At 34.8% G+C, this 12,521-nt stretch carries 16 protein-coding genes; 8 read left to right on the top strand and 8 right to left on the bottom strand.

The window, feature by feature from the left end; translation table 11 throughout:
• Nucleotides 1–131: 131 nt before the first annotated feature.
• Both ACJZL1_RS06210 and ACJZL1_RS06205 read right to left on the bottom strand, forming a co-directional pair.
• Complete coding sequence (locus tag ACJZL1_RS06210; RefSeq protein ID WP_419247194.1) at nucleotides 132–1,229, bottom strand: ankyrin repeat domain-containing protein; 1,098 nt, start codon at nucleotides 1,227–1,229, stop codon at nucleotides 132–134.
• A gap of 64 nt (nucleotides 1,230–1,293) precedes the next feature.
• Entirely contained in the window at nucleotides 1,294–1,431 is a 138-nt protein-coding gene (locus tag ACJZL1_RS06205) for a hypothetical protein (RefSeq protein WP_419247193.1), read from the bottom strand.
• Nucleotides 1,432–1,470: 39 nt separating this feature from the next.
• Between ACJZL1_RS06205 and ACJZL1_RS06200 the strand changes: the two genes are divergently transcribed.
• Together ACJZL1_RS06200 and ACJZL1_RS06195 are read left to right on the top strand one after the other, a co-directional pair.
• Complete coding sequence (locus ACJZL1_RS06200; protein ID WP_419247192.1) at nucleotides 1,471–1,653, top strand: hypothetical protein; 183 nt, start codon at nucleotides 1,471–1,473, stop codon at nucleotides 1,651–1,653.
• On the top strand, nucleotides 1,638–2,594 hold the full coding sequence (locus ACJZL1_RS06195; protein ID WP_264735368.1) for an IS5 family transposase: 957 nt from the start codon (nucleotides 1,638–1,640) through the stop codon (nucleotides 2,592–2,594). Before ACJZL1_RS06200 ends, ACJZL1_RS06195 begins: the two co-directional genes overlap by 16 nt.
• Here the strand turns inward: ACJZL1_RS06195 and ACJZL1_RS06190 are convergent.
• From ACJZL1_RS06190 to def, 3 genes are all read right to left on the bottom strand, one after another.
• Complete coding sequence (locus ACJZL1_RS06190; RefSeq protein WP_419247191.1) at nucleotides 2,537–2,761, bottom strand: hypothetical protein; 225 nt, start codon at nucleotides 2,759–2,761, stop codon at nucleotides 2,537–2,539. The genes ACJZL1_RS06195 and ACJZL1_RS06190 overlap by 58 nt on opposite strands.
• Nucleotides 2,762–3,248: 487 nt before the next feature.
• A complete protein-coding gene (locus ACJZL1_RS06185) occupies nucleotides 3,249–4,070 on the bottom strand; it encodes a uracil-DNA glycosylase (protein WP_419247190.1) in 822 nt (273 codons plus the stop codon).
• Nucleotides 4,060–4,599 carry a peptide deformylase gene (gene def / locus ACJZL1_RS06180; protein WP_419247189.1) on the bottom strand — a complete coding sequence of 180 codons (540 nt, stop codon included), beginning with the start codon at nucleotides 4,597–4,599 and terminating at the stop codon, nucleotides 4,060–4,062. Before def ends, ACJZL1_RS06185 begins: the two co-directional genes overlap by 11 nt.
• A gap of 136 nt (nucleotides 4,600–4,735) precedes the next feature.
• On the opposite strand from def, the gene ftsA reads away from it, so the two are divergent.
• Together ftsA and map are read left to right on the top strand one after the other, a co-directional pair.
• Nucleotides 4,736–5,974 (top strand): cell division protein FtsA, encoded by a 1,239-nt coding sequence (gene ftsA / locus ACJZL1_RS06175; protein ID WP_419247188.1) that lies wholly within the window; start codon nucleotides 4,736–4,738, stop codon nucleotides 5,972–5,974.
• A gap of 140 nt (nucleotides 5,975–6,114) precedes the next feature.
• Nucleotides 6,115–6,897, top strand: coding sequence for a type I methionyl aminopeptidase (gene map / locus ACJZL1_RS06170; RefSeq protein ID WP_265026076.1), 783 nt, complete (start codon nucleotides 6,115–6,117; stop codon nucleotides 6,895–6,897).
• Between the two features lie 27 nt (nucleotides 6,898–6,924).
• On the opposite strand, the gene ACJZL1_RS06165 is transcribed toward map, so the two are convergent.
• Nucleotides 6,925–8,181, bottom strand: coding sequence for an MFS transporter (locus ACJZL1_RS06165; RefSeq protein ID WP_265026077.1), 1,257 nt, complete (start codon nucleotides 8,179–8,181; stop codon nucleotides 6,925–6,927).
• 228 nt (nucleotides 8,182–8,409) lie between these two features.
• Between ACJZL1_RS06165 and rsmH the strand changes: the two genes are divergently transcribed.
• Together rsmH and ftsL are read left to right on the top strand one after the other, a co-directional pair.
• The gene (rsmH, locus tag ACJZL1_RS06160) at nucleotides 8,410–9,354 is read left to right on the top strand and encodes a 16S rRNA (cytosine(1402)-N(4))-methyltransferase RsmH (RefSeq protein ID WP_265026078.1); all 945 of its coding nucleotides are present in this window, start codon (nucleotides 8,410–8,412) and stop codon (nucleotides 9,352–9,354) included.
• Nucleotides 9,351–9,656, top strand: a complete 306-nt coding sequence (ftsL, locus tag ACJZL1_RS06155; protein WP_250295957.1) for a cell division protein FtsL — start codon at nucleotides 9,351–9,353, stop codon at nucleotides 9,654–9,656. The genes rsmH and ftsL overlap by 4 nt, the downstream gene beginning before the upstream one ends.
• A 51-nt stretch (nucleotides 9,657–9,707) precedes the next feature.
• Here the strand turns inward: ftsL and ACJZL1_RS06150 are convergent, their stop codons facing one another.
• On the bottom strand, nucleotides 9,708–10,007 hold the full coding sequence (locus ACJZL1_RS06150; RefSeq protein WP_265026079.1) for an ETC complex I subunit: 300 nt from the start codon (nucleotides 10,005–10,007) through the stop codon (nucleotides 9,708–9,710).
• Nucleotides 10,008–10,152: 145 nt separating this feature from the next.
• Here ACJZL1_RS06150 and ACJZL1_RS06145 point away from each other — a divergent pair, with 145 nt between their 5' ends.
• Together ACJZL1_RS06145 and pth are read left to right on the top strand one after the other, a co-directional pair.
• Complete coding sequence (locus ACJZL1_RS06145) at nucleotides 10,153–10,764, top strand: 50S ribosomal protein L25/general stress protein Ctc (protein WP_164224796.1); 612 nt, start codon at nucleotides 10,153–10,155, stop codon at nucleotides 10,762–10,764.
• Entirely contained in the window at nucleotides 10,764–11,312 is a 549-nt protein-coding gene (gene pth / locus ACJZL1_RS06140; protein ID WP_265026081.1) for an aminoacyl-tRNA hydrolase, read from the top strand. Before ACJZL1_RS06145 ends, pth begins: the two co-directional genes overlap by 1 nt.
• Before the next feature lie 922 nt (nucleotides 11,313–12,234).
• Here the strand turns inward: pth and ACJZL1_RS06135 are convergent.
• Nucleotides 12,235–12,399, bottom strand: a complete 165-nt coding sequence (locus ACJZL1_RS06135; protein WP_419247187.1) for a hypothetical protein — start codon at nucleotides 12,397–12,399, stop codon at nucleotides 12,235–12,237.
• Nucleotides 12,400–12,521 lie beyond the last annotated feature (122 nt).

Genomic DNA, 12,521 nt, shown 5'->3' with positions numbered 1-12,521 from the left:
GTTTTAAATAAGATTAGCTACTTTCTATGCTAGTTTGCTTGCTTACAATCTGGATGCCAGTGTCTGGGCACTGGCATGACACCCTTCTTGGTAGAGATTGCTCTTAAATAACAATTCTCGTACAGTTGTGATTAAGCTAATGCATTGTCAATTCTTTTAGAATTGTCCTCGGCATTTAGCCCAACATTATTTACTACTTTTTCAGTAATAACTTCAGCAAATTCAGGAGAAGGTTCTTTTGTTTTTGCAAAAAATGCTGCCTCTAAGGCCCTATATGTACAGAATAATATAGCAAATATACAAATAGGTATTTCATAATTACTTAGTTTATAAATAGACGAAACGTGGATTATCATGCATGAAGTAAAACAAGTGGCAAATAACCCGTAAGTAAAAAGGTAATGACGGTCAACGCCACCATATTGCACCATTAATTTTTTAATCTTATTATTGCCATGCAACATAAATGTACGCTTCAAGATGTTGCTTTCAGTACACTCTATAACTCTAATACTGTCTTCTACTAATGTATTGGGATCTGCACCATATTTTAGCAATAGCTCTGTAATCTTAATGTAATTTTCTTTATTACTATCATTCGTATGCGAAAAAATAACGGTAAGCAATGGTAGAAAATTGTTTGGCCCGCTTGATAAATTAGGGTTAGCCTTGTATTTTAAAAGTATTTCTACAACATCAGCACGACCCATCGAACATGCAGTAAGTAATGGTGTATAATCCTTTGATAAGTCAGGGTTTGCTTTGTGTTTTAAAAGCAGTGTTACAATATCAGTGTAACCCAGAAGGCAAGCAATATATAACGGTGAATTATCAAATGTTGTAAAGTTCTTTTCGTTAATATAATCACCAAACTCTTCGCCTTCACCACTTTTAAACCTAGAAAGTAACTTTTCTAAAAAATCCTTTTGCTTATTGAAAATAGCAAAGTGCAAAAGAATTAATAAATCATCGGTAGAACTAACTCTATCTAAATCTTCACCACTAAATGTTGTAGCTTCTTTTACATCATTTCCGGTAAGAAAATTATATGCAGCACCTAATTCTTTAAATTTCTCCTCGTTTTGTTTTTGCACATCCTTACTCGCACCTGAATGTTTATCAGGATGATATTCAAGGGCTAACTTTCTATATGCTACTGTAATTTCTCGTTCACTGGGGTGATCGCCCTCATTAAAGCCTAATATTTTTAAAGCTTCCTTTCTATTCACAATAAATCCCCTACTGAAATATCTTAAGTTAAGTATAACCCAAAATTTCAAAAAGCAAAGCTTTTTATGTCAAATTGTGCCTGTTGCACAATTCCATAACTGCACGAACATTGTAATTTGATAGATTGGGAAAGGGTGTCATCCCAGCGCCCTGACTACTTGGATCCAGAAAAAAGAATGGTGTCATGAAAGTAGCTGACACTGGTTCCTTTATGACGGTGTCATCCGAGTAGCCCCTTCGGTGTCATTCCAGTGCTTGACACTGGAATCTAGTCTTTATTATGCAGCCACTTATTTAAAGTTAAGTTTTCTGGATCCCAGTGGGCTTTGTTGCATAGCAACCGAAAAAATCTGGTGGCTACTGACAAAATTCATTATAAATAACCATTTAACTGTTGAAGAAAAAATATGCCACAGAAAATGAAAGTCAGTAACCAAAACGAATATAACAAATTCCTTGAAAAAAGGGGAAATATTTTTCGTTACATCGATGAAGCTATCGAAAATTGGTATGAAAATAGTCCAAAAATGCAGGGCGGCAACTATATTTACAGTGATAAAGTCGTAATTTTGGTGCATATAATTGTCAATCTTTTTAGAATTGGTTTAAGACAAACGGTGGGGTTTATAAAAGGATATCTGCAACAAATAGGAAAAAATTTGGCAGTTATCAGCTATTCACAAGCATCAAGAAGGTTTAAAAAACTTAATATTAAGATAAATGATTGCAGGGTTGATAAAAGCAACATGGAAAATATTGAAATTATCATAGATAGCACAAGTATCAGCATTTACAGTAACACTCCTGGCCACAGTAAGGAAAACAGTGCAGATAGAAAGTACCGAAGCTACGAGCAAGTAAGAAAGTTACATGTTATGTTAAGTGTGAATAGTAAAAAAGCTATAGCTGCAAGATACAGTAATGGCGTCTACTCTGACCACTATGGAGCTTGCGATTTGCTTGAAGAAGTTAATTTTCAGCACAAAATAAAAGCATTATATGCAGATAGGGCATACGATAGGCACAAACTTTATAAATTGTGTAAGAAATACGATATAAAGACAAAAGTTCTACCAAAAAAGGATGCAGCAGAACATTCAAAAATAGATTATATGTCTGACAGAAATGCTGCTATTAGGTTAATAAAATTATATGGACAAGATGGTGTAAAAGAGTGGAAAAAGGAAGCAATTTATGGAAAGAGATCTTACATAGAAGGATTTTTCTCAAGGTTGAAGCAAGTATTTGGATTTAGCTTTAGGAATAAATCTGAAGTAAATCGTGAAAAAGAATTACTAATTAAGTGCTATTTGCTCAACAAATTCACTGATATTGGTATGGCTAAATTTGAAATCATTACATAAATTTGTCGTAAACCATCACTGCTTAAGGTGCTATGCAACAAAGCCATCCCAGTGTCAAGCACTGGGATGACATCATCCTTTTTTTTGGATTCCAGCGTCACGCGCTGGAATGACATCACAGGGGCACTGGAATGACACCTCTCTTGGGCTCTTTTAGCTACAAACATTAAGAAATTTACCAAACGAAAAAAAGGCAAAAGAAACCCTAGTCATTGTCTATTTTCAGTATTTGGCGTTTTTTAAGTCTTAAACGCTGCAATTTAGCTGCTTTTAAGTGCAACTAACTTTAGCTAAAATGTTTAAGAAATTTACTAAGCAGAAAAAAAGGCAAAAGAAACCCCGTGGTAATTAGTGTTCACTCCCTAATCCTGCAAATTGGCGTACTATACTGTCTTAAACGACTTATAAGCGCGTTTCAGCTTATATGGGTAAAAACCCAGAAATATTGTGAAGACATAAGGTGCACATAGTGCGAAAAATTAAAAATAAGACGCCAAGTACGTTGTTTTTTTGCTGTTTAATCTGCACAGATGAAGATAACTGAATACCTTCAGTACCATGATAAGGGCGCTGGCGGAGTTTGTCAAGTAGGTTTTTCGTTTCTAACGATTGTTAACATGCTGCAAAAAACTATGCAAGAGGTCTACCACTTTATTAGGTATTTGTGCAGTTATTGGTGTTATCAAGATACTCCCTAATCTTCTTCAAATCCTCCCAGGCTAAACGTTTTTGTGCCGGTTGGCGAAGTAGGTAAGCTGGATGAAATATAGCGGCTGTGGTGATTGAATTGGACAAATATTGGTTAGTGTACGTATGAAATCTACCACGCAAATTCGATATAGTTTTTGTGCTGTCAAGAAGGCTATAACACGCAATTCCCCCGACCAAAATTAGAATTTGCGGTGAAACCAGTGCAACATGCTTCTCAACAAATGGTCTGCACATATCAAGCTCTAGGTCGGTTGGCTTTCTATTGCCAGGTGGGCGCCAAAATACAGTATTGCTTATGTATACCTTAGTGCGATCAAGATTGATTGCATTTAACATTTTATCGAGCAACATTCCACTTGCACCACAAAATGGTATGCCTTGAAGGTCTTCATTTGCTCCTGGAGCTTCACCAACGAGCATAATTTTTGCGTTTGGATTACCATCGGAAAAGACAGTATTAGTTGCAGTTTTTTTTATCTCACAACCTTCAAATGACTTCACTGCACTTCTTAATTCATCCACACTACCACATTTACTTGCAAGTTTCCTTGCTTCAATTATCCAGTCACTTGGAAACATGTCTTTCCCATCTTTAGTGTCATTCCAGCGCGTATCTGCATCTTTTTTCTGGGTTCCAGTTTGGATAACAGAGGGTTGCACACTCTCTTTGCTCTCCAACTTTTTTTCCTCTTCACCCTCTGTTAGTGTGCAATCAACGCCCACTTCATGGTAAAATTTTAATAATTCTAGGTCTTCATTGCTCATAATGCTTTTTAACCTTTTGTGCTTTTTTCATGGCCATATCATACTTTAATTTAGATAAATGTCTAATATATAATATGCCATTTAAGTGATCTAATTCATGCTGAATACACCTTGCAAGCCAACCACTAGCTTTTAGTGTTTGTTCTTCATTATCTAAGTCTTTATATTTCACAGTTAGATACTTTGGACGCTTAATTTCATAGCTTTGCTCTGGAATAGAAAGACATCCTTCCTTGAGAATTACTTGTTCATCAGATAATTCCGTAATTTCTGGATTAATCATGCAAAATTTGCCAATTGATTCATATCCTGCTGGCTCATTTTCAATTGTTTCTAGCTGAATGTCCATAACAAAAATTCTCTTTAACACTCCAACTTGCACTGCAGCAAGGCCAAGACCTTCTGCATCGTACACAGTTTCGAACATGTCATTTACTAATTCTTTAATTTTATCGTTTATATCTGTTACTTCACTGGCACGTGTGATTAGTCTTTCATCAGGAGCAATTACAATTGGTAATATGGACATAAAAATTATAATTCTATGTTTTGTTTTTCCTTTTGTCCAGAATTTAGTATATTAAAATGTTGCTATATCTATAATAGAAATATAAATTATTAAAGAAAGCTACAATTTAAATGAAATTGCGTAATAAGGTTAACTAATGTACTCTGCAGTAATAGCAAAACCAAAGAGAAACGTTTTTGCTGTTTTAGACATAGGTACAACAAAGATTATTTGTCTAATTGTTAAGATAAATGGCAACTTCAGCTATAAAGTAACAGGAACGGGTTATAAGATTGCAGAAGGTGTAAACGGTGGGTCGATAACTAATGTAAAACACGCAAATTACTCCATCTCATCAACTATAGGTTTAGCTGAGCAAGTATCAGAAGAAACTATAGACCAGATATATGTGAACATTGCTGGATGTGGCATCTCATCTTTCAATGTACATAATGAAATTATTGCAGCTAACCATGAGATTTCTGAGCGTGATATAAGACGTGTAGTTTTTCAAACATTTGAGAAATATATTGAAGACAATGTTATCATTCACAATATACCACTGAAATATCACTTAGATGACACGACTGACATAAAAGAGGTTGGTGGATTGTACGGAAAAAGACTATCTGCTGATGTTAATGTTGTCACTGCTTCGCGTCCAGCGCTTACCAATATTGAAAACTGTATTACCAATAATGGTGGATTAAATATGGCAGGTTGTATTGCTTCTGCATATTCTGCAGGTCTTGCCTGTCTGAGTGGAGATGAAAAAGAGCTCGGGACTGCTATTGTTGATATAGGAGGCGGATGCACTGCAATTGGAATTTTCAAAAGAGGGAAACTTGTGTATGCAAGCAGCGTTCCAATTGGTGGTGTTCATATCACTCGAGATATTGCTTACGGGCTATGCACAAGCATAGAACGTGCAGAGTATATAAAAATACTGTATGGTAGCACTATCGTAACTTCAATAGATGAGAATGAGTACATTACAGTGCAAAACAACGAAAATGATGAACCTACTCAAGTATTCAAATCTGAGCTTATTAACATCATAAGACCAAGAGTTGAAGAAATACTTGAAATGGTAAGAGAGCAATTTCAAGAGCAGAAAGATCCAATTAATAAAGTAGTGATCACAGGTGGAACTAGTCAACTCACAAGCATGAAGGAAATTGCAGGCTATATATTCAATAAACAAGTTCGAATTGGGTGCCCTGAATCTCTTAGTGGCCTTGATGGCGAGTATGATAAAAATCCCGTATTTTCTGCTGCTATAGGTTCTATAAAGCTAATAGTTGACACTTTTTATAAAAATAATTCTGGTATTTTAGGTCAGGATGGTAAAATGAGTAAATTGTATAATTGGGTTAAATCAAAAGTTACAGTCTAGATTTCTGTTTTACCACTTGTCATACAAATGACTTGACACTAGGATCCATAGGACTTATTTTTATAATATGTAAAGTTATTATGTTTATGTACTTGCGAGTAAGCGTAAAAGATCACCAATTACAATAAGACATGGAAAATATGAACATAACTATACACTCACAAGAAGATTTTGAATTTATGCACAAGGCTGGCAGGCTTGCTGCTGAAACTCTTGATTTCATTGCACCATACGTAAAGGTAGGGGTGACAACTAGTGAGTTAAATGATCTATGTCATGACTTTATAATTAATGCAGGTGCAATTCCAGCACCACTAAACTATAGGGGGTATCCAAAATCAATTTGCACTTCAAAAAATGCAGTTGTGTGCCATGGTGTTCCCGATGATAAACCGCTTAAAGATGGAGATATTTTGAATATTGACGTTACGGTGATTTTAAATGGCTGGCATGGTGATACAAGTCGCATGTTTTGGGTTGGCAAGCCATCAATAAAAGCAAAACGTTTGTGTGACGCTACTTATAATGCATTGATGGAAGCAATTAAACAAGTTAAGCCCGGCAATAAGCTAAATGAAATAGGGCTTGCTATAGAGAAATATATTAGAGGTTTTGGATATTCTATCGTACGCAGCTACTGCGGACATGGTATAGGAAAAGTCTTTCATGCTCCACCGAATGTAGTGCATTTCTATGATCAAGATGAAAATCTCGTCTTGAAGGAAGGTATGTTTTTTACAATAGAGCCAATGATTAATGCTGGAAAACATGAGACTCTGCTCAGTAAACTCGATGACTGGACAGTAACAACACGCGATCTTTCACTTTCTGCTCAATTTGAGCATACGATTGGAGTAACAAAAGATGGTGCTGAAATATTCACATTATCACCTAAGAATTGGCATTTCCCACCTTATAATTAGATTTTTTTAAATTCTGCTATACTGCAACTATACTTGGTTTACTTTGGGTGATTTTGAAGAAAGCTCACCCTTAATTTGCGATATAGCAACTAGCCCAATTAATGCACAGAAAATCATGTAAAAACTAGCTGAAGTCTCTTGTCCTGTAACCTTGATAATTGTTGTGCATATAAATGGTGCAAGGCCACCAAAAAATCCAGCAGCTATATTTCTTGATAAACCAAATCCGCTGTACCGAACCTTTGTTGGAAATAATTCGCACATAAGTGCACTGACAGGACCAAGCGATGCAGCTATTGGAATTATAAAAAGAATGTGTGCCATAAAAGTGAGCAAGTAATCGCCAGTACATAACATTGAAAAAACTGGATAACTTACTATTACAAAAGTTATAAATGCAAACTTCATAACTTTTTCTCTTCCTATCTTATCAGAAAGTATAGCAAATAATATTGTCAATCCTCCAAGCGCAATTTGACTCAGTATTTCCACTATATGATTAAAATGAGTATTTACTGTTAATATTTTATTCGTAAGCACATTGAAAAATACCAAATATATATAGAGAGACGCATTTTCAACCAAGTCAATACCTATTGATATTAGAACAGGCTTTTTGTAATTGTTTAATAACTCTTTTAATGGCAATTTAGACGGATTTTTTTGTCTTTTATACTCTGGGCTTTCATCAAGTATATATCTCATATATATGCTGATTAATCCCATTGCTAAACTGAAAATGAAAGGTAATCTCCACCCCCAAGATTCAAAATCAGATACTTTTTTGCATATGAGTACCGCTATCAGGCTTAATACTGAACCAAAAATTGCGCTTAATACTTCAATGCTGCCAAAAAATCCTTTTTTGTTTTTAGGAGCGTGTTCTATTAAAAATGGTGCATTTCCTGCTTCTCCCCCAAGGGATATACCCTGCAATAACCTTAAACACACTACCAGCATTGACGCTAGTATTCCAATGCTTTGATAACCTGGAACAAAAGCAATTAATACGGTTGATAAAGTCATTAATATAATCGAGAGCAATAAGGCAACTCTTCTGCCATGCTTATCACCAATGTGACCAAATATGGCAGCGCCGACTGGTCTCATTAAGAAACCCACTGCAAACACTCCAAAAGCCTTCAATACGCTGGTTAGTTGATCATCCGATGGAAAAAACACACCACCTATTATGTTTATTAAGTGGCCAAAAAGCATGTGGTCATACCACAATAAAGTGTTACAAATCAAACTCGAGAATATTGCTTTTGTTATTTGCTGCATAATTTTCTATAGTTTGTTTAGTATTTAGTAATATACATTACTTTTTTTTATATAATAGAAAAATTTGAACATTATATTAATAATAGTATCTTATTGAATCTTAATATTTTTATATCATTGACTATATTCAAGTATTTTTATATTATTGCCTATATACTTCCATGAAATATCATGTTTTAGTGGGAAGTTATTTTTATTTGTATGCACAGAGTCTCTTGATGGAGCACTATGACACACACTCCAGTTTTGTTAAAAGAGATGCTATCACTACTATCACCGCAGGATGGTGGTATATACGTAGACGCCACATTTGGAGCTGGAGGGTATAGCAAAGCAATATTGGAGTCAGCTGATTGCAAGGTATATGCAATTGATAGAGATGAAACGGTAACTAAGTTTTATGATGATTTAATCGTTAGATATCCCGATAGAATAAAACTATTCATTGAGAAGTTTAGTAATATTAAAAGTATACTAAGCAGTGTTGAGTCATCTTCTGTCATCCCAGTACTTGATACTGGAAAAAATAACTGGTCACATGCTGGGATGACATCAAACGGAGTGGATGGGGTGGTCTTTGACATCGGAGTTTCATCTATGCAGCTTGATAATGGAGATAGAGGGTTCTCATTTTTACATGATGGCCCACTCGATATGAGCATGGATAACTCTTCTTATATAAACGCTTCAACGTTTGTTAACGCTTTACGCGAAGAAGAAATTGCAAATACTATATATAACTACGGAGGAGAGCATCATTCTCGCAAAATTGCAAGAGCAATAGTAAATGCACGGAAGAAGAAAACTATCAAAACTACATTTGAGCTTGCGGATATTGTACGTTCTGTGGTGTTCCGTGGAAAAAGCAAAATTGATCCTGCAACCAGAACATTTCAGGCAATCAGAATATGGGTAAACGATGAGCTGGGAGAACTTGAAAAGGGCATTAAAGCTGCATCTGAGATTTTAAGTGAGAATGGCAAATTAATTGTCGTCACCTTTCATTCCTTAGAAGATCGTATAGTCAAAACTTTTTTTAAAGATTTATGTGCTACTGATTGCAAGACATTCTCTCTTCTAAATAAAAAAGTGATCAAAGCAAGTATAGAAGAAGTAAGTGCAAATCCGCGTTCACGCTCAGCAAAACTAAGAGCTATACAGAGGTTGTCATGAGAACTTTCTGCATCATCTCAATAGTTATGTTTTTTCTTAGCATTGTAGGACTATTTAAGGTAAAATTACATGTTCAGTCGTTAAATAGAGAGCTAATAAAAATAAAAAGTGAAATTAATTTAGTACAAAGTGATATAAAAGTTTTACAAGCAGAATGGAGCTATTTGAATAATCCAAAAAGACTTGCAAGCCTTGTAAAGAAATACCTGAAAAATAACTCTTTAATACTGGCTAGCCAGGTTAAAAATCTTGACTCTTTAAATGGCCGCAGCGTGCTAGCACAACTTAAAACCCAGAATTAAATTGGTTATACTAAGCCTTACCTTTTACAGACAAGCACACCATAATAAACCTTACTTTAGTATGAAATTGCTTGCGTAAGATTTTGGCAGCCTCTTAACATTTTTTGGCATTTCAATTACGTATTTAACGTTGCGTTTTTTTGCGTAGAATACTGCTTTTTCAAGAGAATCAAACTTTAATACAATCTGTTTTTTTGGATCTTTTGAGCCAACCCACCCCATTAAAGGTTCAATGTAGTAAGAGCCAGATTCAATTTTTAGGTGCCAGAATTTTGTATTACCTAAACCAGATTGTGTTGCAGTTCTTGTTGGTTTATAAATCCTAAAAACTACTTTATTATCAATGCCCATAGTTCTTGTTAAATAAGCTTAAATATATATCTAAATAAATCCTTTCACAAACAATTAGTATGAAAGAATGAAGTTTGAAATAAATATTTTTATGTTATATTATTATTAAATTATATTAAAAGGATTAGCTGAATAGGAGTAACCAATGACGCAACAAGAAATAGTAACAATTAATGCAGAGTTACGTGATATAACAAAAACAAAAGCGATGCATTCTCTAAGGAAGAAAGGAAACATTCCTGGGATCATATATGGAAAGGGCCATGATAATGTAAATTTGACATTGTCTGCAAAGGAATTCACGAAGCAATATAAATCAGGCTCTCTTTCTGCACATTTGATAGAGCTGAATATTTCGGGCAAAAAGGAATATGCTCTTGTTCGCGATATCCAATTGCATGTAGTGAAGGATACTGTGCAACATGTTGATTTTCAATTTGTTGATAAAGGCAGCGAAATTAAAATAGACATACCTCTATCATTTGTGAATGAAAGTAAAGCTCCAGGAATCAAGTTAGGTGGAGTGCTTAATGTTTTGTGTCGTTCTATTGCTGTTAAATGCTCTCCTGATAAAATACCTCAGGTTATTGAAGTTGATTTATCCGGTAAAATGATTGGCCAGTCTATACATATTAATGATGTAAAATTACCAGAAGGTGTTAAGTTTGTAGCTCATGAAGAAGAAAATTTTACCATTGTTACAATTTCTGCTGCCGATAGTGACGTTGAAAAACCTCAAGCAGAAACAGAGGAATAGTGCATCTGATAGTTGGGCTTGGTAACCCTGGCAGTCAATATGAGCTAACTCATCATAATATTGGCTTCATCACCGTTGATACAATCTGCAAATATTGGAATTTCCAGTCGTTCTCTAAAAAAGCCGATTATCTAATAACCTCTGGCATGATTAATGATAATAAAATCATGTTAATAAAGCCTTATTCATTTATGAATAATTCTGGCATCCCTGTTGCAAAAATACGAAACTTTTACAAATTGTCGCTAGATAATATCGTTGTCATACACGATGACGCTGATTTGGAACTTGGAAGAATAAAAATAAAGAAAGGTGGTAGCTCTGCTGGACATAATGGACTTAAATCCATAGATAGTTTTATTGGCAACGATTATTGGCGCTTGAGATTTGGAGTGGGTAGACCTGAAGATCAAAGAAGCTTAGCAGATTATGTGTTATCAAAATTTTCAAATTTTGATAATGTTACTCCCTTAGTAGAGAAAATAGCGAAAAATATACACTTAATGCTGCAAGGAGATAATACAGCTTTTATCAATTTGATTGTATAATATTACGAAACACAAAACTAAATTTCACACAATTAAAATAACAGATTTCTTGCACTACCTCCCAAGCCACAACTGTCATTCAGTAGAAACAAAAACTTCCTTGACAAGCTTCGCCAGCCCCCTTATCATGAAACTGAAGCTATTGTATTTGCTTTCGCCAATCTGCAGATTAAAAGGTAAGGATTACTTAATGTATCGGCGTCTTATGTTTAATTTTTTGCAGTATATAGATACTGTATGTCTTTACAAAACTTCATCTACATCTAGATTTTTATCTAAATAAGCTGAACGCGCTTATAAAGCGTTACAAGACATCAAAAAATGCCAATACTCGACAGAGATAGTAAAAGACTAGCTAACTCGGGGATTCTTTGTCTTTTTTTCTGCTTAGTAAATTTCTTAAACATTTGCAGCGTAAGTTAGTTGCAATTAAAAGCAGCTAAATCTTGCTTGTCAAGCGTTTAAAACATAAAAAACGCCAATATTTTAAAGCGGATAATAACCACGGGGCTTCTTTTGCCTTTTTTTTCGTTTGGTAAATTTCTTAAATATTTATGACTAAAAGAGCCCGTGAAGGGTGTCATTCCAGTGCTTGACACTGGAATCCAGCTTTTTCATAATCATCAAAACGTTGTACTTTAACATAAAACGGCTACTTTTATGCTTACCAACTTAATAAAATTCCTGGATCCCAGTGGGCTTTGTTGCATCGCTAGCTATGATGGATTAAAGATAAAAAAGATAGAGAATATCAGTAGCTTATTATTCTGGTATTTATAACAAGAACGGTCAGTGAATACCTAAATTTGAGTAAAAGAAATTTCACTACCACTCACTAATCCGGCTAAAATTCAAGAATTTCAATGCTTTAGCTATTTTCAATAGAATTAAATTTATTAATATAAATAATAAATTACTATTCTTAAATTTGATCAGATTGATTGCAAAAAAACAAGATTTTCAATAAGTTGCTTATAATCCTAACTATAGTTAGCCTTTCATAAGTAGCGATGCAACAAAGCCATCCCAGTGTCTGGGCACTGGGATGACAAGAGAAGGTACTGGATGACACCCTGACAACCGTCATCCCGCTACGTGTTAGCGGCTAAGAGATACCACGGCGGCATGACGTAGAGCTCGCATTAGCTATACTTTTATACTCACCAACTCAGCTGGATCCAAGTAGTCAAAGCACTGGAATGACAATGT

Source organism: Wolbachia endosymbiont of Rhagoletis indifferens, from assembly GCF_048537595.1.
Classification (GTDB): domain Bacteria; phylum Pseudomonadota; class Alphaproteobacteria; order Rickettsiales; family Anaplasmataceae; genus Wolbachia.
The sequence above is the reverse complement of the archived record's forward strand: the minus strand, read 5'-3'. Positions and strand labels throughout refer to the sequence as shown.

What these genes read in the sequence shown, in the direction of transcription:
- ACJZL1_RS06195 (WP_264735368.1), top strand. Translation starts at nt 1,638, where the DNA reads ATGCCACAGAAAATGAAAGTCAGTAACCAAAACGAATATAACAAATTC.
- ACJZL1_RS06190 (WP_419247191.1), bottom strand. Translation starts at nt 2,761, where the DNA reads ATGTTTGTAGCTAAAAGAGCCCAAGAGAGGTGTCATTCCAGTGCCCCT.
- ACJZL1_RS06185 (WP_419247190.1), bottom strand. Translation starts at nt 4,070, where the DNA reads ATGAGCAATGAAGACCTAGAATTATTAAAATTTTACCATGAAGTGGGC.
- def (WP_419247189.1), bottom strand. Translation starts at nt 4,599, where the DNA reads ATGTCCATATTACCAATTGTAATTGCTCCTGATGAAAGACTAATCACA.
- ftsA (WP_419247188.1), top strand. Translation starts at nt 4,736, where the DNA reads ATGTACTCTGCAGTAATAGCAAAACCAAAGAGAAACGTTTTTGCTGTT.
- map (WP_265026076.1), top strand. Translation starts at nt 6,115, where the DNA reads ATGAACATAACTATACACTCACAAGAAGATTTTGAATTTATGCACAAG.
- ACJZL1_RS06165 (WP_265026077.1), bottom strand. Translation starts at nt 8,181, where the DNA reads ATGCAGCAAATAACAAAAGCAATATTCTCGAGTTTGATTTGTAACACT.
- rsmH (WP_265026078.1), top strand. Translation starts at nt 8,410, where the DNA reads ATGACACACACTCCAGTTTTGTTAAAAGAGATGCTATCACTACTATCA.
- ftsL (WP_250295957.1), top strand. Translation starts at nt 9,351, where the DNA reads ATGAGAACTTTCTGCATCATCTCAATAGTTATGTTTTTTCTTAGCATT.
- ACJZL1_RS06150 (WP_265026079.1), bottom strand. Translation starts at nt 10,007, where the DNA reads ATGGGCATTGATAATAAAGTAGTTTTTAGGATTTATAAACCAACAAGA.
- ACJZL1_RS06145 (WP_164224796.1), top strand. Translation starts at nt 10,153, where the DNA reads ATGACGCAACAAGAAATAGTAACAATTAATGCAGAGTTACGTGATATA.
- ACJZL1_RS06135 (WP_419247187.1), bottom strand. Translation starts at nt 12,399, where the DNA reads ATGACGGTTGTCAGGGTGTCATCCAGTACCTTCTCTTGTCATCCCAGT.